Below are 16,469 nucleotides of genomic sequence, written 5' to 3'. Positions count from 1 at the left end.
TTGCCCCACACGATTTTTTTGGAGACGCGTAGCGCGAGCGGTCGGCAGAGTTGACCGTGGTACGACCCCGGCAACCGCCGTGCGACCGCTAGGCTTAAACGCTCGACAGCGGTACTTCCGATTAGCGCCAAGGTGGCAGAGTCTGGTCAGACGCAGCGGCCTGCAGAGCCGCCCAACGCCGGTTCAAATCCGGCCCTTGGCTCTCATTTTTTCGTTGAGCGGTGGGTGCGGGCGGCCTCGTCGAGCGTCGTCCGCGGTGTGTCTCACGGCGAGCCGAAGCGCGGTCGCCAAAGCGGAGTGACGCCGGCTCCCGATCCGAACGTATAGGCGGATCGGTGACCTCCGGGCCGACGTGGACGCTCCGACACGTCTCAGACGCGTCGACGGCTCGGGGAAACGCGCGTGTACGCGGACTACCGGGAGGGGTATCGGACGCGGAGGCGCGGCGATCGAACGGGGTGTACCGTGAGCGACGACGCGTCGTACGACCTCGACGCCGGGCCGGATCCGGCGGACTACGCGGCGTCAACACCGGAACCCCCGTCCGAGACCGGTGGACGCGTGGTCCGTGCCGTCGGCATCGGCCCCGGGAGCCCGGAGTATCTCGTTCCACGGGCCGAGCGGGCGCTCCGGGAGGCCGATGTCGCCGTCGGCTTCGAGACCGTCGTCGACCTCGTTCGCGGTCGTACCGACGCCGACTGGTTGACGTGCGGTTACGCCGACGAGGCGGCCGCACTGGAGGCGTTCGCCGAGCGGGTGGCCGGCGGGGAGCGGGGAGTGGCGGTGCTGATGGGCGATCCGAACCACTCGGGGTACCAGTTCGTCGGCAAGGTCGAGCGCGCCCTCGACGAGGCGGCGGACGACTCCGTCGGTCTCCGCGTCGTTCCGGGGATCTCCTCACTTCAGGTCGCGGCGAGTCGGGCCCGGACGCCGGTGGAGGACGCGACGTTCGTCACGCTCCACAAGAGCGGCGGCCTCGACGACGACCTCGCTCGGCTTCGCCGAGACGCCGGCGATCGACATCTGCTCGTGCTCCCTCGTCCGTTCGACTGGATGCCCGGTGACATCGCTCGCGATCTACTCGACAACGGATGTGACCGATCCGACGGCGCGCTCGTCTGCGAGCGGCTCACCCGCGACGACGAGGCGATTACCCGGACGACCGTCGGCGAGCTCGCACGCCACGCCGGGGGTACCGACCGGTCGGACACGCCGTTCTCGGACCTGTCCGTGCTCGTCGTCCGCCGGTAACGTCGGGGCGGAGCGGTGGCGCGGTTCGACCGTTCCGATGGCTCGGCTTAGTAACCGTTATACACCGGGTGACCTATGCTGAAACCATGCAACGACGCGCTGTGGCCGTGTACGTCGCGCTCTTCGTGCTGATCGCGGGGGGAGCGGGAGTCCTCACTGCGACGGCCGATAGCCCCGAGATCGGCTTCGACAACCCCGATTTCGAGGTCTCGCAGAATGATCGGATCGAAGTGGACGGCGAGGAGTGGACCGTCGCCGAGATCACCGAGGTCGAGTCGGGCGGCGGCGGTGGTCACGGTGGCGGGGGCGGCGCTGAGACCTCGATCGTGGCGACGCTCGAGCGCAACGTCACGGCGGACCAGTCCGAGACCTGGGCGAACGAGTCGACGGTTCAACTCGACGACCGGGAGTGGCGCGTGGAGATCACGGGGGACGACCCCAACAGCTTCACGATCGTGGAGGTTCCCGATCGGCAGGCCATCCTCGAAAACGATCCGCAGGCCGACAACGAGACGGTCCAGCGTGACGACGGCGAGTACGTCGTCGTCACCGAGGACGGCGAGTCGACGCTCGTCCCGGCCGGAGAGTACTTCCCGGCCCCCGAGGAGCGGGCGTACGCCACGGGCGACTCCCTCGAGTACGGCGACCAGAGCGTGACCGTCGACAACGTCACGGCGGATCAAGCGGTGCTCGCCTGGGAGGCGACGGAGACCGAGAGCATCGAGATCGAGCAGCACTCGCGGGTCACGATCGGCGAGACGGAGTTCGTCGCGCACTTCGCCGACGCCTCGACGCTGCAGCTGTCGAGCGACATCGAGGGGTACGAGGCGCAGGTCGCTCAGATCGACCAGTTCCAGCAGTACAGCAGCGGACTGACGCGCGTGCTCGTCCTCGCGTTCCTCTCATCCCTGCTCCTGCTCGGCGCGGCGTTCATCCCCTCGCGGTACTGATCCGACCGCGCGCGACTTCGGCTCCGCTCTTCGTTTCGTTCTCGTCTCTCGCCTCGGGGACGCCGGTCGCTTCGCGTCTCCCGCGGAGCGAGACCGCGACCGACACGGTATCCGTCCCGCGCTCGTTATGCGGGATATGAGTTCCACCCGAGGGAAGGTGCGACAGCTCGCTCCGCACTGGGCCGCGATGTTCCTGCTGATGATCGCCGCGCTGTCGCTCGTCGAGCGAGTCGTCGGTCCGATCGGACTCCTGCCCTCGGTGGTACTTGTGGTCGCCGTCGCGGTCGGCTACCCGTCCGTCGTCAGGGCGCTCGGCGTCGCACCGCCGGTCTGGCGGCGTTCCTGACTCGCCTCGTCGTGGAAGTCGCCGGCGATCGCCGACCTCGCGGACTCCGGCGTCGTACCGCGATAACACTGATGTCAGTCGATCACCCGGGGGTCCCTTTCCTTTTTATACGTGTTCGTCGCCTACGACCGGTATGAGCGACGAAAGCGCGGCTCCGGTCACGACGGAGCTTCCGGACGCACCGTTCCACACCAGCGGCACCGACCACATCACGGTCTGGGGAAGCAACGAGGCCGACACGATCGCGTTCTACCGCGACCTGCTCGGGATGCCCCTCGTCCTCCGCCAGCCGAACCTCGACGACCCGTCGCAGACGCACCTGTTCTTCGACACCGGGGACGGCCGCATCCTGACGTTCTTCGTGAGCGACGACCGCCCCTCGGCCCGCGGTCAGCGCGCCGGTACGGGCGCGGTCCACCACCTCTGTTTCAGCGTCGAGCCCGACGAGTACGAGGATATCATGGCGGCGCTAGCGGAGGCCGGCAAGGGGTACAACGTGTTCGACCGCGGGATTTTCCACTCCATTTACACCCAAGACAACAACGGACTGGTCATCGAGCTCTCCGCCGACAAGTACGAGATCCCCGACGACCGCAAGGGCGAGGTGCTCGCGACCGCTCAGCGTCTCCGCGAGGAGGACGGCGCCGACTTCGCACATGACCGCCACATGAAGGGCGCCTTGGAGGAGCTCGGCCTGCCGGTGATAAAGCACGACCTGCCCGACGCGGACGCAGGCGTCGGCGTATGAGCGGTCGGACGCCGTACGCCGGCGACGACCCGCACGGCGACGAGGAGCTGGTGACGACCGGGACGCCGGTCAGTGAGGCCGACGCCGCCGTCGTCCTCGTTCACGGTCGCGGCGCGACCGCGCGGAGCATCGTCGGCTTCGGCGAGGAGGTCGCCGGCGACGGCGACGTCGCGCTGTCGCCGGCGGCGAAACCGCCGGCTGTCAGAGAGACCACCGGTCTCTCACTACTCGCCCCCCAGGCCGCCTCCAACACCTGGTACCCGAACTCCTTCCTCGCGCCCGTCGCGGACAACGAGCCCGGTCGGAGCTCCGGGCTCCGCGCCGTCGGCCGCGCGGTCGAGACGGCGACGGACGCGGGAGTCTCGCCCGAGCGCGTCCTCGTCGCCGGGTTCTCGCAGGGCGCCTGCCTCGCGAGCGAGTTCGTCGCGCGGAACCCGACCCGGTACGGCGGGCTCGCGGTGCTGAGCGGCGGGCTGATCGGCGAGTCGGTCGACGTCGACGACTACGTCTCCCACGCCGCGGCCGCGGTCGACGGGGACGCCGCCCAGTCGCTCGGCGGGACCCCGGCGTTCCTCGGTTGCAGCGATGTCGACCCGCACATCCCGGAGGCGCGCGTCCACGAGACGACCGCGGTGTTGGAGGCGCTCGGCGCCGACGTCGACGAACGGATCTACGAGGGGATGGGCCACGGGATCAACGAGGACGAGACGGACGCCGTCGCCGCGCTGGTCTCGTCGCTGTCGTGAGGCCGGGATCGCCGCTGTCGTGCGGCCGAACGCGTCGCGTCGCGGGACGCGCCGCCCCTCACGCCAGCCAGTCGTCCGGCTTGGTGTCGTAGTCGACCTCACCGGCTTCGATTCGCTCGCGGATCTCCGGGTCGAGGTCGTGTTCGGTCACCTCGCCGCCGTCGTACTGGAAGCGCACGCCGATCTCCTCGCCCTCCGGCTCGGTGCCCCGGCGCTTCGCCCGGCGTATCGCCTCGTCGGAGTACTCGACGCGTATCGTCGCGAGGTTCACCGGGCGACCCCACAGTTCGAAGACGCGCTTCAACGTCTCTTTCGCGGACTCCTCGTCGAGCGCGACCCCGTTGAACCGGTGGCCGAGCAGGAGCTCGCCCCGGTTCCGGAAGTTACCGTCGAGTACGACGACCGTCGGCTTCCCGAAGTTCGTGAACTGCAGGAGGAGCTTCCGGCGGACGTCGTCCGCGTCGACGCTGGCGACGCGGTGCTCCTCGGCCGCCCGGCTGTACTCGTACGTGAAGTAGTTCCCCTCGCGGACGAACTCGTCGGTGAGGAACGCGTCGATGAACGTCACGTCGTTGTGGCTCTCCCGCACCTCCAGCATCCGGTCCCAGCCGGCGGTCCGGTCGACGTCGGCGAGCGCCTCGTCGACGGTCGCGTACCGGTCGACCTCGAACATGTACCGGGCGCGCTCCGCCAGCGTCTCCCGCGAGACGTTGCGCAGCGCGCCGCGGTGCTCCGGCCGCGAGAGGACGTAGTGTCGCTCGGCGAGCCCCTCGCGAGTGAGGAGCTTCCACGGGTACCGCTCGATGTCCGGGCCGGTTCCGGGACCGACCTCGCCGTCGTCGGTCCGGGCGGAGATCGCCCGGTCGACTGCCTCGGCGTCGACCCGCGGGTCGCCGTCGGCGGCGAGGTCGGCCAGTTCGTCGAGCGTCGCGGGTCCGGCGCCGGCGATCGCGGGGTGAGGTTCGAGCGCCTCGGCGACCTCGTCGAGGTCGATCCGCGAGTGGAAGTTCTCCGGCGTCACCCCCTCGACCCGGAGCAGTCTGTCGATCACGTCGCGACGAGCGGTCCGCAGCTCGACGTGGGTCCACAGCTCGAAGCCGAGCTTGTAGGGGTTGAGTCCGGGCGAGCCGAGCACCCGCGCCATGTGGTCCGCGTAGGTGAGGAACTCGTCGGGGCCGGCGAACCCCTCGCCGCCCATCATGACGGACTCCCAGTAGGTCGCCCATCCCTCGTTCATCACCTTCGTCGACTTCTGTCCCGCGAAGTAGTACGCCTCTTCGCGGATCGCGTCGATGACGGTCGTCTCCCACGGATCGCGGTCGACCGCCTTCCCGCTCTCGGAGTCGTACCGCTTCCCGTAGTCGCGAAGGAACGCGAGCACGTCCGGGCGCGGCTCCTCCGGCTCGACGCCCTCGCCGTGTGTCTCAAGCCACTCGTCGTCGAACACGTCGCGGCGCACCTCCTCGGAGAGGTCCAGCTCCGCGATCTGCTCTTCGACCGCCGCGAGCGGGTCGTCGTCGGGGTCGTTCACGTCCTCGGCGACTCCCGGGTCCTCGACCGACCGGGCGGCGTCGACCGGGCTGTGCTGGTCGATCGTGTCCTCGAGCGCGCTCACGGCGTCGACGAGGCGCTCGACCTCGTCGCGGTCGACGTCTGGCCGGTCGGCGATCGCGGCGATCCGGTCCGCGTTGCGCTCCAGCCGCGCCGCGGCGTTCGGCCCGCCCTCGCCGCGGTCGGCGTACAGCCCGAACCAGCCGTTGTTCGCGAAGAAGTCGGCGTGGGCCTCGACGTGCGTGATGACGGCCTTCTGGTCGGCGATCGAGTTCGACTCCTGGAGGAACGCGTGGCTCGGGTCGTCGTTGTTGACGATCTCGAACGCCTTCCCGAGCCCGTGGCGGTCCTTCTTGCGCTGTCGCTCGTAGTTCATCCCCCAGCGCCAGTGCGGGTAGCGCCGCTGGAAGCCGCCGTAGGCGATCAGCTCGTTCATCTCGTCGTGGCCGACCACCCAGTACCGGACCGGGTACGGCTCCAACCCGAGGCGCTCCGCGAGCTCGCGGGCCTCCGCGGCGGGCTCGTCGAGGGACGCCGCCTCCCGTTTCGCCTCGACGCGCTCGTCTCTCATCGGCGCTCACCCCCTCGGCCGGCGGTCGCGCCGCGGTCGCCCGTCGCGTCGTCAGACGACTCGGTGCTGAGGATCTCGTAGATGGCGTCGGTGACGTCGGCCGGTTCCGACACGCGAGCGACCGCGACGTTGTCGGTGTCGCCGAGGGCGCTCTCCACCTCGTCGGCGTGGCGCGCGTTCGGCGCGGCGCCGCCGGGCTGAGTCTCCACGTACGCGTGGAGGTTGGCGTCGATCGACTCCATCAGCGGGATCACCGAGTCGGTCGTGTCGCTGCCGGAGTTCTCCGAGTCGCCGGCCGCGAAGACGTAGCGGTTCCACTCGCTGTACGGGTACTCCTTTAAGATCTCCGCGACGAGCTCGTAGGCGCTGGAGATCCGGGTGCCGCCGCCGGACTGGATCCCGAAGAACTCATCGCGGTCGACCTCCCAGGCCTCCGCGTCGTGGACCACGTACCGGAACTCCGCGGCGTCGTACTTCCCCGTCAGGTACCAGTCCATCGGGGTGAACACGCGCTCGACCAGCTCGCGTTTCGTCTCGCGCATCGAGCCGGAGGCGTCCCGCACGTTGACGACGACGACGTTGCGCTCGCGCTTCTCGACCACCTCCGGGTGCCGGAACCGCTCGTCCTCCCGGCGGAAGGGGACGCTGTCGAGCCCATCCCGACGGATCCGGTGGCCCACGGGTTCGCGATCGATCTCGTCGTCGAGCGCGTCGAAGCTCTCCCAGCGGTCGAGCGCCGTCACGGGCTCGCCGCGCTCCTCGGCGAGGGTCGCCGCGGCGTCGGCGATCCACGCCCGCGACACGGGGATCCCCTTGTCGCGCGCCCAGGCGAAGGCGTCGTCCACGTCGGCGCCGGCGACGCGGAGCCCCTCGCGGACGTACTCCTCGTCGAAGTCGGTCGCGAGGTGGCGCTTCAACCCGCGCTTGAAGAACTCGTCGACGTCGAGGGTGCCGCGCGGGCCGGCGCGCGCGGTGTCGGTGAAGTCGCCCTCCACCTCCTCGACGACGCGCTTCCCCTTCGGCTCGAGGTCGAGCCCGAGCTCCTCGTCGAGCTCGCGCGCGAACTCCTCGGGGTCCATCTCGTAGTACTCGTGCTCGCCGCCCTCCTCACCGGGGTCGCCCTCCTCGTCGCCGTCGTCCGGGTCGGGGTCGACCGGCTGGCCGGGCTGCGGCTGGCCGTCTCCGCCCTGCCCGACGCCGCCGGCCTCCCGCCTGTCGTACTCGAACTCCGGGAGGTCGACGATCTTCACCGGGATCTTGACCCGGTCGGGCCCGGAGCGCCCGAGGTTGCCGTGGCTGATGAACTGCGCGAGGTCCTCGCGGCGCTGTTCGCCGACCTCGCGGAAGCGCTCGCGGTCGTCGGTCAGTCCCACGTGGCACCACCTCCGTTCCCGTCGCCGCGGTCGCGGCCGCTCCGGCGGTTCGCATCGTCCCCGCCGTCCGCGGCGAGGTCGGCCCACTCGTCGCGCGCGTCGCGCATCACCGCCCGGCTGGTCAGCTCGGCCGACGCGGGGCTGTACCCGCAGTCGACGAGCCGCTCGATCGTCGCCGCCTTCACGCGCTCCGTCTCGGTGTCGGCCGGCGGATCGGCCCACTCGGCCGGGTCGAGCTCCGGGAAGCGCCGCTTCACGTCGGCCAGGTCGTTCGCGTCCAGCACCTCCCGCAGCTCGGGGATCTCGCCGAGCTCGACGTCGTCGACGCTGAACTCGTCGCCGCGGTTCCGCCACGCGTAGCGGGTGAGCGCCCGGATCACGCGCTGCCTGCGGAACTCGGCGACATCCCGGGTCGGGTCGGTGCCGTAGTAGTCGTCCTCGTCGAACCGCCCGAGCGTCTCCGTCTCGAACACCTTCATCGCGAGGGCGTCGGGCTCCTCGGGACCCCGCTCCGTCTCCACCGGCTCGTCGGCGTCCCAGGCGTACACGTGCTCCACGTACTCCGCGACAGTCTCCTCCGAGACGGTCGCCTCCGCCAGCGCGGCGTCGACCACGTCCTCGCGCTGGTGCTCGCGGACGCGCTCGACGACCGGCGTCTTCCGGCTCTCGAACTCCGCGACCTCCGACCGGGAGAACAGCGGCGCCGCCGAGAGCCCGTCGGCCATCGCGTCGAGCACGTCCGTCGGCGTGACGACGCGCTCGACCGGCAGCTCCGGGTGGCTCCGGTCGGCGTCCGCCCCCAGCAGGTCGGCGACGATGTCGCGGGTGTACGTCACCGGGATCCCGTTTCGGCCGTCGCCCCCGCCGAAGTCGACGTCGTCGATCGTCAGCTGTTCGCCGTCGCCGTCGCCCGCCTCCCGTCGGATGTCTCCGGTCTCGTACAGCTCCGCCTTTTCGATCAGTCCGAAGTCGGGCGGGAGGTCCTCCGTATCGAGGCGGGTGGCGACCGCGTACAGCGCCGCCGCCCCGACCGCGTGGGGGGCGAGCTCGCGCTCGGTGACGGTCCCGTCGTCGTCGCGGACGTCGATCGTCAGCGCCGCGGCCCCGGGCTCGTCCGCCGGATCGCGAGCGGGATCGCCGCGTCCGTCCCGCTCCGACTCCTCTACTCCGTCGACGGTCGGCACGCCTCGCACTCCCCCGACCTCGCGGCGCAGCAGCTCCGCCTCCAGCCGCCGGTTCGTCAGGTAGCGGAACTCGTGGCGGGTGAGCCGACGCTTCAGCGCCTTCAGGGGGTCGGCGCCCTCGCGGTCGGCGTGGCGGTCGAGCTCGGCGTCGAGGTCCGGGTTCGAGATGACGATAAGCTGGGTGTCCAGGTCCATCCCGATCCCCTTGTCGAGTTTCACGCGACGCTCGTCGGGGACGTTGAGCAGCCGCCGGAGCAGGTCGGCGTGCTGGCTGGCGTCCTCGACGACCGTGGCGACGCCGTTCCCCTGCGAGAGCACGCCGTCGTAGCTGAACGCCTGCGGGTTCTTGCGCCCGCGCGAGTCGAGCTCGCGGAGCATGCCGCCCATCCACGAGCCGACGAGCCGCTCTTTCGGCGTCCCGTCGTCCTCGGCGTGGAGCACCCCGATCCCCTCGCCGACGTCGACGACGTAGCTCGTCACGCGGAGGTGGTCGCGGTCGGTGATAGCCGAGAACAGGTCCCGGCGCCCCTCGTCGCGGTACGCCGACTCCAGGTGGTCGTACGCCTCGCGGCTGAACGGGTCGAGGTCGACGTCGGCCGCGATCGGGTAGGCGTCCTCGTCGACGGCCTCGGCGATCGACTCGCGGACGTCCTCCGGGAACACGGAGAGCGGGTGCGCCTGCACCGGGCTGCGGTACCACGCGGCGGTGTCGCCGCCGTCGCCGTACGAGAGCCCGCTCCCGCCGCCGATTCCGCTCCCCGCGCCGGTGATGTTCCACTCCACGGTGTAGCGACGCCCGGCCTCCGTCTTCGAGAACTCTCGGAGCCCGTTCACGAGACAGCGCTTGAACTCCGACTTCCCGGTCGCGGTGGGGCCGTCGATCCAGACGATGGTCTCGTCGTTGCCGCGGCCCGCCGCGGCGGCCCGGAGGTCGTCGACGAACGCGTTGAGCGCGGCGGTGTTGCCGAGGACGGCGTGCTCGCCGTCGTTGAACGGGTCGTCGAAGAAGCGGTACCGCTCCAGTCGCTCGCCGCGCTCGCGGACCTCGCGGGTGCCCTCGGACTCGATCGCCGCGAGGACGTAGCGAGCCCCGGAGGCGGCGGCGACGGGGTTCTCCAAAACTCGGTCGACGTACTCGTCGAGGCTCATCGGCGGGTCGTACGCGCCTCGCAGGGTCTCGTCGGCCGCCCGGACGAACCCCTCGCCGTCGGATCGGTCGCGGTCGTTCATCTCATCCCCCGCCGTCCTCGATCTCCGAGCGGGCGACGGCGGCGCCCGCGTACTCTAACACTTCCGCCGCGCCGTCCTCGGAGTAGCCCCGGTCGACGAGTGCGTCGACCCAGGCGCTGCGCTCCTCGTCGTCGAGGTCGGTCGCCGAGACCAGCGCGGAGAAGTTGATGTTGTGCTTCTTGTCCTCCCATAGCTTGCGCTCCAGGGCGCGCCGGAGGCGGTCGTTCTCCTGCGGGTCGAAGCCGCGCCCCTCGCGGGCCCGCCGGGACACCCAGTTCGACACCTCCTGCCGGAAGTCGTCCTTCCGGTCCGAGGGGACGTCGAGCTGCTCTTCGACCGCCCGCATGAACGTCTCGTCGGGCTCCGTCTCCCGGCCGGTGAGCTCGTCGTCGACGGTGGCGTCGTCGATGTACGCCATCACGTGGTCCATGTACTTCTCGCCCTGTCGGCGGAGCTCGTCGACGTCGTACGCCAGCGCGTGCCGGACGTCCTCGATGGCGCGCTCGCGGTACTCCTCGCGGACGGTCTCGAGGAGGCGCTCGTAGCGGTCGAGGTCCTCGGCCGCGATGGAGCCGTGGCCGCCGAGGTTCGCCTCGAAGTGGTCGAAGACGGACAGCGGCGAGAGGTAGCCGCGGTCGCGGTGGGTGGCGTCCATGATCGCCTCGGCGATCTCGTCGCCGATGAACCGGGCGGAGACGCCGTCCATCCCCTCGCTCACGTCGGCCTCCTCGGCGGCGTCCTCGCGGAGCTTCCGTCCGTCGATCTCCTCGTCCTCCAGCTCGCCGTTGTACACCTTCGCCTTGTCGAGGAGGCTCACCGTCTCGTCGGTGGGCTCCTCTAACCGGGTGAGCACGCCGAAGAGGCCGGCCATTTCCAGCGCGTGCGGCTCGACGTGGACGTTCGGCACGTCGGCGTTGGCGAGCATCTTCTCGTAGATCTTCGCCTCGCTGTCGTACTCCAGCACGTACGGGTAGTCGATCCGCTTGGTGCGGTCGTTGAACGCCTCCATCTTCTCGTCGCCCGTCTTCTCGCGGTACTCCGGCATGTTCGTCCGGCCGACGATCACTTGGTCGATGTCGATCCGCGGGTTGTTCTTCGGCTTGATCGTCGACTCCTGGGAGGCGTGCAGGAAGTCGTAGAGGAACTCCCGCTGCAGCTTGAGCAGCTCCTCGCCGGAGAACAGCCCGCGGTTGGCGTTACAGAACGCCCCGGCGTAGTCGAACGCGCGCGGGTCGGACTCGCCGTAGACGGCCAGCTTCGCGTAGTTGACGTCGCCGGTGAGCTCCGTCTCGTCCTGGTTCTTCTTGTCTTTCGGCTCGAACGTCTCGATGCACTCCCGGCGGTTCTCGTCGGCGACGAGCCGGACGACCTCGACGTGCTCGTCGAGCACGCGCTGGAGGTCGTCGTCGTAGTGCGCGAGCAGCTCGTTCAGGTAGAACTCCGATGCCGGATCCGGGTGCTGGTCGTTCCGGAGGGTGTACGGAGCGTCGAGCCGCTCGTTGAGGTCCTCGATCACCGCCTCGCGCTGCGGGCGCGGGAGGAGCACGAGCGGGTCTTGGTTCATCGGCGAGCGCACCGTGTCGTCGCCCGGATCCTGGTCGTCGATCACCGAGCAGAGGTCGACCCATTGGAAGGTGTACATCCGGCCGGCCTCCTCGTGGGTGTACGCCTCGAAGTACCGGCGCGTGAGGTAGTCGAAGTGGGACTTCCCGGAGCCGACCGGGCCCAAGAGGAGCTTGATCCGCTTCTCGGGGCCGAGCCCCCGAGCGCCGGACTTCACCTTGTTGACGAACTCGTGGATCGCCTCGTGGACCTCGCGACCGTAGAAGACGTTCTCGCCGTCGTGGAGCGGGTCGTCGGCGGCGAGCGAGTACTCGACCACGCCGCGTTCCTCGTCGTACCGCGTACCGTAGTGGTCGAACATGTCGGCGACGCGCTGGTGCGCGTTCCGCGCGATGCGCGGCTCTTCGTACAGCGCGTCGAGGTACCAGTCGAACGAGCGGGGTTCCCGAAGGTCGTCCGGGACGTTCGTCCGGTACTCCTCGCTGAGCCGTTCGAGCGTGTGTCGTTCTGACATTGTATCACGTTTCTCGGACGGGCGAGGACCTCGCGGCCGGACCGGGAGTCCGGGTTCGGCCGGCGGTCGCGACCCGGCCGTCGGGCCGGATCCGCCGCGCGGACGCGCGGCTCTCCGTGCCGGAACGACGGCTCGTCGAGCCGCGAACGCCGCTGTCGTCGAGGGGGACCCGCCGCGGGTCACCGTTTCGCCCGTAACCGAGGCTATATGTATGGGAGGGATTCACACTCATAAGTGTGTCGGCGGTTCACACGTGACACGCGCCCGGGGACCCGCCCGCGGCTTGCGGTTTTCGCGTCCGTGAGGCGGCCGGAATCGGCACGCAGCGGACATAAAACGGGGGTGTGGACGATCGGAGGCTGAAAGCGGTCGCGACTGGAGGTCGAACCGAGTCCGCCGTCGGAGACCGGTTGCGGCCCGACCGACGTCCGAACCGGTTCGGTCTGGTACCGGTTCGGCCTGATACCGGTTCGGCCTGGTACCGGTTCGGCCGGGAACCGGAAACGTCGCCCCCGGTGCGCAGTCTTTTGCCGGTCGCCGCCTCACGCCCGGTGTGACGTTCAGTATCTGCGTTCGCGAGCGGTACACCGACGACGACGGCGACGACCAGGTCCGCTACGGCGTGGCGGTGACCACCCGACTGCCGGGGGTCGGCACGCTGTGTCCGTTCGCGTCCGCGGACGGCGCGGTGGCGACGCAGTCGCTCGTCAACGTCGAGCTCGGCCGGAAGGGGATCGAGTACCTCGGCGACGGGCTCGCCGTCGACGACGCCTTGGAGGCCCTGTTGAACGCCGACGAGGGGAAACCGGAGCGTCAGCTCCACGGCGTCGACGCCGACGGGACCTTCGCGTTCTCCGGCGACGAGTGCCGCGACTGGTACGGGCACGTCGAGGGGGAGAACTACACCGTCGCCGGCAACCTCCTCACGGGCGAGGACGTGGTCGACGACACCGCGGCCGCATATGAGTCCGACGCCCACGGCGACGCCCCGCTCGCGGAGCGGCTGATCGACGCGCTCGCGGCGGGCCACGCGGCCGGCGGCGACAAGCGGGAGGACTTAGAGGTCCAGTCCGCGGCGCTCCTCGTCAGTAACACCGAGGAGGCGGTCGACGACCCGTACTACAACGACCTCCGCGTCGACGCGAGCGAGACGCCGGTGGCCGACCTCCGCGAGACGTACGAGACGGCGAAGCGCGGCTACGAGACGGTCTTGGAGAAGTACGCCGACGAGATGGACGAGGGCGACGCCGACGGCGACGGAGACGGCGACGAGTAGCCCTCGCGAGAGGCGCTCTCCGCCCCCTACAGCGACAGCCGCGTCAGAATCGGCAGGTGGTCCGAGGGGTACCGACCGCGGTCGTCGCGGTCGGCGAGCGTGGCGAACGCCGCGACGTCGAACGCCGGCGAAACGAGCGCGTGGTCGATCCGACGACCGTCTATCAGCCGCGCGAAGTCGGTGAGGCTCGTCTCCGGGCCGTGTCGGAGGTCGGCGACCGCGGCGGCGTCGCGGAGCGCGGGCGGGTCGTCGCTCGGGGTCTCATGGCCTCGGGAGTCCGCCTTCGGGTCGTCGCCGAGAAGTATCCGATGCGGGTCGGACCCCGGCGTGCAGTTGAGGTCGCCGACGAGAACGGTCGGGCTCGATCCGCCGGGTTCGTCGGCGGCTCGCTCGCCCATCTCGGGGAGTCGCTCGCGGAGCAGCCGCGCCGACTCGCGCCGCGCCTCCGCGCTCACGTGGTCGAAGTGCGTGTTGACGACGAGCGGTTCCGCGGTCCCGTCGACGGCGCGGACCCGCGCCCACGTCGCGATCCGCGGGTGGGCGGCGCCCCAGTCGGTGGACGGCCCGCTCGGCGTCTCGGAGAGCCAGAATGTGCCGTCGGCGACGACTTCCCAGCGGTCGGACCGGACCGCTATCGGACACCCCTCGCCCTCGCCGCTCGCCGACCGCCCCCGTCCGACGAACTCGTAGCTCGGGAGCCGATCGCGGAGGTCCCGCCGCTGCTCCGGAAGCGGCTCCTGAAACGCGGCGACGTCCGGGCGGTGGAAGCGGACGAGTCGCGCGACTGCGTCGCGGCGGTCGTGCCAGGCGTCGTGGTGGTCGCCGCGGTTGGCGTAGCGGACGTTGTAGCTCAGTACCCGAATCGCGGTCATAGTCGGGAGAATCGTGGGCGAGGCGATTAAAAGGGAGGGAACGCGACGCCGCTCGGTCCGCCGACCGAACCGCGCCTACGCCGAGAACTCGTACAGCTCGTCGCCGACGTGGTGGATCGACTCGACGACCTTCCCGCTGTCCCCGACCATCTCGTCGCCGTCGACCATCGCGCGGCCGACCGCGAGCACCTTCTCGTGCGTCTCCTCGGCGATCACGACGAGGTCGCCCTCGCGGATCTCCGAGTCGGCCTCGACGATGCCGGGTCGCATGACGTCCGCGCCGTCGGAGACGAACGAAATCGCGCCCGCGTCGACCGTGACGATCCCGGTCTTCGGCTCGTAGTCGTTCGCGCCCCGGACGGTGAGGAACGGCTCGTCGTCGTCGACGTAGAAGACGGCCGGCTCGCCGTCGACCAGGACGAGTTCGTAGTTCGCGTCCACGAACTCGACGAACTCGAACGTGTCCCCGTCGATGTCGACGCCGAGGTGGTCGGCGACCGCCTCGCGGATCGCCGCGATGTCGTCGCTCCGGAGGTGGTGCCGCGATTTCACTTTCATGGGCGTCCCGTCGACCGCTCGGCCGATAAATGGTCCGCTCCGCGGCGTGAGTGGGGGCGTACCCCCGCTCAGCGTCCCGCAATCTTCCCGGGCGCGCCGCGGATCTCCCGCCGAGCGCGGTGATATTCACCGCGCGCGCCGCGATCCCCCCGCCGGTCATGCCGATCCCCGCCCTCGGGGCTCTCATGCGGTTGGACCGATCAAAACGGCCTTAAGCAACCTCTTCATATCAGTTCGTATGCTCAACCCGCTCATCGCGAACGTCGCGAACACGCCCGCGATCGTTCTCGGGGTGATCGCGACGCTGACCGTCGTCCTCGTCACCAGCCTGAAGGGGACGGGGTGGGACCCCACGACCGACATCTCGGACGAGATACTCGAACGCCGCGCGTCCGCGGTCCCCGAGACGGACTTCCCGGAGCCCGGTAACCGCGCCGTCGGCGGCGGCGGTGGCGGCGGCGCCATCCCCGCGGGCGGCGCCGAGGGCGAGGAGGGCGAACTGGAGGACGGCAGCGCCGTCAGCGCCGGCCCCGCCGACGTAGAGGAGGTCGAGCAGTTCGAGGTCGAGTTCGTCAAGCAGGGGGAGACGGTCGAGCTCTCGAACGACCAGCCCATCTTGGACCAGGGCGAAGACGAGGGGTGGGACCTCCCGTACGCCTGCCGACAGGGCCAGTGCGTCTCCTGTGCCGGGCACATCACCGACGGCCCCTCGGAGGACTTCGTCGAGCACGACAACCAGCAGATGCTCGAGGAGGCCGAGATCGACGACGGCTACACCCTGACCTGCGTGGCGTACCCCCGCGACTCCTTCAGCATCGAGACGGGCGAGGCACCGTAGTCCGTCCGGCGGACCGCGATCGCCGTCCCAGATCGAGCACACGCGTTTTCTCCCTCTTCTCCGCCCGCTCGCGACACCCTTTTTCCCGTCTCGGCCGAACGACTGGTATGGCAGTCACCACGGTCCTCGGCGGCGGCGCCGCGCTCCTCGTCGCGGCCGCGGCCGCGCTCGTCTACCGCGACGCCGCGCGCGTCGGGGTGGACCTCGGCTCGCCGCCGCTGTGGGCCGGCCTCCTCGTCGTCACCTCCGGTGCCGCCCTGACCACCTTCCTGCTCGTCCCCGACGCGCCCCTCCCGGGGGTGCTCGTCTTGGCCGCGCTCGGGCCGCTCCTCTATCTCCTCGAACGCGACGACTCCATGCACGGCGACGATCCCGCCGACCCGACCCGCCTCCCGAGCGAGTCGGAGCGCGCGGACGACTCCGAGGAGTGACTGCGGCGTAACTGGGAACGGTTTCGATATCCCTTCCCGAGGGATCGACGGTGACACAGTTCGTTTCGTCGGTTCGAACCGCTCGGAAACCGCAAGCTTCCATAGGCTCGGGTGTTAACTCTCGCCAATGAGCGACGAGAGCCTCGCGGACCGAGTCGAAGAGTGGATGGTCGGACAGATGCCGATCATCCAGATGCACGGCGGAACGAGCGTCGTGCGCGAGGCGGACCCCGAGAGCGGCGAGGTCGTCGTCGAACTCGGCGGCACCTGCTCCGGCTGCGGCATCTCGAACATCACGGCCGACAACATCCGCCGCGACCTGATCATGGACTTCGACGAGGTGGACAACGTGACGGTGCGGACCGCTTCCTCCGGCGATCAGGGCGCCTCCACCGTCGAGGGCGGTCGCGGCGGCGAGCTGAAACACGAGACCGAGTCCGCGAACCACTTCTGAAACGGATCGGTCC

15 protein-coding genes and 1 tRNA gene are annotated in these 16,469 nt (G+C 70.0%); 10 read left to right on the top strand and 6 right to left on the bottom strand.

Annotated features, from left to right (window positions below):
- The first annotated feature begins 126 nt into the window (after positions 1-126).
- The 6 genes from DJ73_RS08380 (at position 127) to DJ73_RS08355 (ending at position 4,041) form a co-directional block, all read left to right on the top strand.
- Positions 127-202, top strand: a tRNA-Cys gene (locus tag DJ73_RS08380).
- A gap of 263 nt (positions 203-465) precedes the next feature.
- Positions 466-1,251 carry a cobalt-precorrin-7 (C(5))-methyltransferase gene (locus DJ73_RS08375; RefSeq protein ID WP_094526549.1) on the top strand — a complete coding sequence of 262 codons (786 nt, stop codon included), beginning with the start codon at positions 466-468 and terminating at the stop codon, positions 1,249-1,251.
- 101 nt (positions 1,252-1,352) lie between these two features.
- A complete protein-coding gene (locus DJ73_RS08370) occupies positions 1,353-2,201 on the top strand; it encodes a hypothetical protein (protein WP_094557764.1) in 849 nt (282 codons plus the stop codon).
- Between the two features lie 136 nt (positions 2,202-2,337).
- Positions 2,338-2,547, top strand: coding sequence for a hypothetical protein (locus DJ73_RS08365; RefSeq protein ID WP_094522880.1), 210 nt, complete (start codon positions 2,338-2,340; stop codon positions 2,545-2,547).
- A gap of 133 nt (positions 2,548-2,680) precedes the next feature.
- Positions 2,681-3,295, top strand: a complete 615-nt coding sequence (locus DJ73_RS08360) for a VOC family protein (protein WP_094557761.1) — start codon at positions 2,681-2,683, stop codon at positions 3,293-3,295.
- Complete coding sequence (locus DJ73_RS08355; protein WP_094522884.1) at positions 3,292-4,041, top strand: alpha/beta hydrolase; 750 nt, start codon at positions 3,292-3,294, stop codon at positions 4,039-4,041. The genes DJ73_RS08360 and DJ73_RS08355 overlap by 4 nt, the downstream gene beginning before the upstream one ends.
- Positions 4,042-4,099: 58 nt before the next feature.
- Here the strand turns inward: DJ73_RS08355 and DJ73_RS08350 are convergent, their stop codons facing one another.
- Genes DJ73_RS08350 through DJ73_RS08335 form a run of 4 tightly spaced genes read right to left on the bottom strand, consistent with a single transcriptional unit; the run spans position 4,100 to position 12,027 of the window.
- Positions 4,100-6,163: a SpoVR family protein gene (locus DJ73_RS08350; protein WP_094526544.1), complete on the bottom strand. Its 2,064-nt coding sequence runs from the start codon at positions 6,161-6,163 to the stop codon at positions 4,100-4,102.
- Entirely contained in the window at positions 6,160-7,536 is a 1,377-nt protein-coding gene (locus DJ73_RS08345; protein WP_094522888.1) for a DUF444 family protein, read from the bottom strand. Before DJ73_RS08345 ends, DJ73_RS08350 begins: the two co-directional genes overlap by 4 nt.
- Positions 7,527-9,950: a kinase anchor protein gene (locus tag DJ73_RS08340; RefSeq protein WP_094557760.1), complete on the bottom strand. Its 2,424-nt coding sequence runs from the start codon at positions 9,948-9,950 to the stop codon at positions 7,527-7,529. Before DJ73_RS08340 ends, DJ73_RS08345 begins: the two co-directional genes overlap by 10 nt.
- 1 nt (position 9,951) lies before the next feature.
- Positions 9,952-12,027 (bottom strand): PrkA family serine protein kinase, encoded by a 2,076-nt coding sequence (locus DJ73_RS08335; protein ID WP_094522892.1) that lies wholly within the window; start codon positions 12,025-12,027, stop codon positions 9,952-9,954.
- Positions 12,028-12,580: 553 nt separating this feature from the next.
- On the opposite strand from DJ73_RS08335, the gene DJ73_RS08330 reads away from it, so the two are divergent.
- Positions 12,581-13,303, top strand: a complete 723-nt coding sequence (locus DJ73_RS08330) for a DUF1028 domain-containing protein (RefSeq protein ID WP_094522894.1) — start codon at positions 12,581-12,583, stop codon at positions 13,301-13,303.
- Between the two features lie 26 nt (positions 13,304-13,329).
- Here the strand turns inward: DJ73_RS08330 and DJ73_RS08325 are convergent, their stop codons facing one another.
- Together DJ73_RS08325 and DJ73_RS08320 are read right to left on the bottom strand one after the other, a co-directional pair.
- Positions 13,330-14,175 carry an endonuclease/exonuclease/phosphatase family protein gene (locus DJ73_RS08325; protein WP_094522896.1) on the bottom strand — a complete coding sequence of 282 codons (846 nt, stop codon included), beginning with the start codon at positions 14,173-14,175 and terminating at the stop codon, positions 13,330-13,332.
- Positions 14,176-14,250: 75 nt separating this feature from the next.
- Positions 14,251-14,733 (bottom strand): RNA-binding protein, encoded by a 483-nt coding sequence (locus DJ73_RS08320; RefSeq protein WP_094522898.1) that lies wholly within the window; start codon positions 14,731-14,733, stop codon positions 14,251-14,253.
- A gap of 238 nt (positions 14,734-14,971) precedes the next feature.
- Between DJ73_RS08320 and DJ73_RS08315 the strand changes: the two genes are divergently transcribed.
- From DJ73_RS08315 to DJ73_RS08305, 3 genes are all read left to right on the top strand, one after another.
- Complete coding sequence (locus tag DJ73_RS08315; protein ID WP_094522900.1) at positions 14,972-15,571, top strand: 2Fe-2S iron-sulfur cluster-binding protein; 600 nt, start codon at positions 14,972-14,974, stop codon at positions 15,569-15,571.
- 107 nt (positions 15,572-15,678) lie between these two features.
- Positions 15,679-16,002 (top strand): hypothetical protein, encoded by a 324-nt coding sequence (locus tag DJ73_RS08310; protein WP_094522902.1) that lies wholly within the window; start codon positions 15,679-15,681, stop codon positions 16,000-16,002.
- A gap of 127 nt (positions 16,003-16,129) precedes the next feature.
- Positions 16,130-16,456, top strand: a complete 327-nt coding sequence (locus DJ73_RS08305) for a NifU family protein (protein ID WP_094522904.1) — start codon at positions 16,130-16,132, stop codon at positions 16,454-16,456.
- Positions 16,457-16,469: the final 13 nt, after the last annotated feature.

This window comes from Halorubrum sp. Ea1 (assembly GCF_002252965.1).
Classification (GTDB): Archaea; Halobacteriota; Halobacteria; order Halobacteriales; family Haloferacaceae; genus Halorubrum.
This window is presented reverse-complemented; position numbering and strand designations above follow the sequence as displayed.

Bases quoted from the DNA above. Each gene is read 5' to 3' on its own strand.
- DJ73_RS08325 (WP_094522896.1), bottom strand. From the start codon at position 14,175: ATGACCGCGATTCGGGTACTGAGCTACAACGTCCGCTACGCCAACCGC.
- DJ73_RS08305 (WP_094522904.1), top strand. From the start codon at position 16,130: ATGAGCGACGAGAGCCTCGCGGACCGAGTCGAAGAGTGGATGGTCGGA.
- DJ73_RS08340 (WP_094557760.1), bottom strand. From the start codon at position 9,950: ATGAACGACCGCGACCGATCCGACGGCGAGGGGTTCGTCCGGGCGGCC.
- DJ73_RS08335 (WP_094522892.1), bottom strand. From the start codon at position 12,027: ATGTCAGAACGACACACGCTCGAACGGCTCAGCGAGGAGTACCGGACG.
- DJ73_RS08310 (WP_094522902.1), top strand. From the start codon at position 15,679: ATGGCAGTCACCACGGTCCTCGGCGGCGGCGCCGCGCTCCTCGTCGCG.
- DJ73_RS08355 (WP_094522884.1), top strand. From the start codon at position 3,292: ATGAGCGGTCGGACGCCGTACGCCGGCGACGACCCGCACGGCGACGAG.
- DJ73_RS08360 (WP_094557761.1), top strand. From the start codon at position 2,681: ATGAGCGACGAAAGCGCGGCTCCGGTCACGACGGAGCTTCCGGACGCA.
- DJ73_RS08350 (WP_094526544.1), bottom strand. From the start codon at position 6,163: ATGAGAGACGAGCGCGTCGAGGCGAAACGGGAGGCGGCGTCCCTCGAC.
- DJ73_RS08365 (WP_094522880.1), top strand. From the start codon at position 2,338: ATGAGTTCCACCCGAGGGAAGGTGCGACAGCTCGCTCCGCACTGGGCC.
- DJ73_RS08315 (WP_094522900.1), top strand. From the start codon at position 14,972: ATGCTCAACCCGCTCATCGCGAACGTCGCGAACACGCCCGCGATCGTT.
- DJ73_RS08320 (WP_094522898.1), bottom strand. From the start codon at position 14,733: ATGAAAGTGAAATCGCGGCACCACCTCCGGAGCGACGACATCGCGGCG.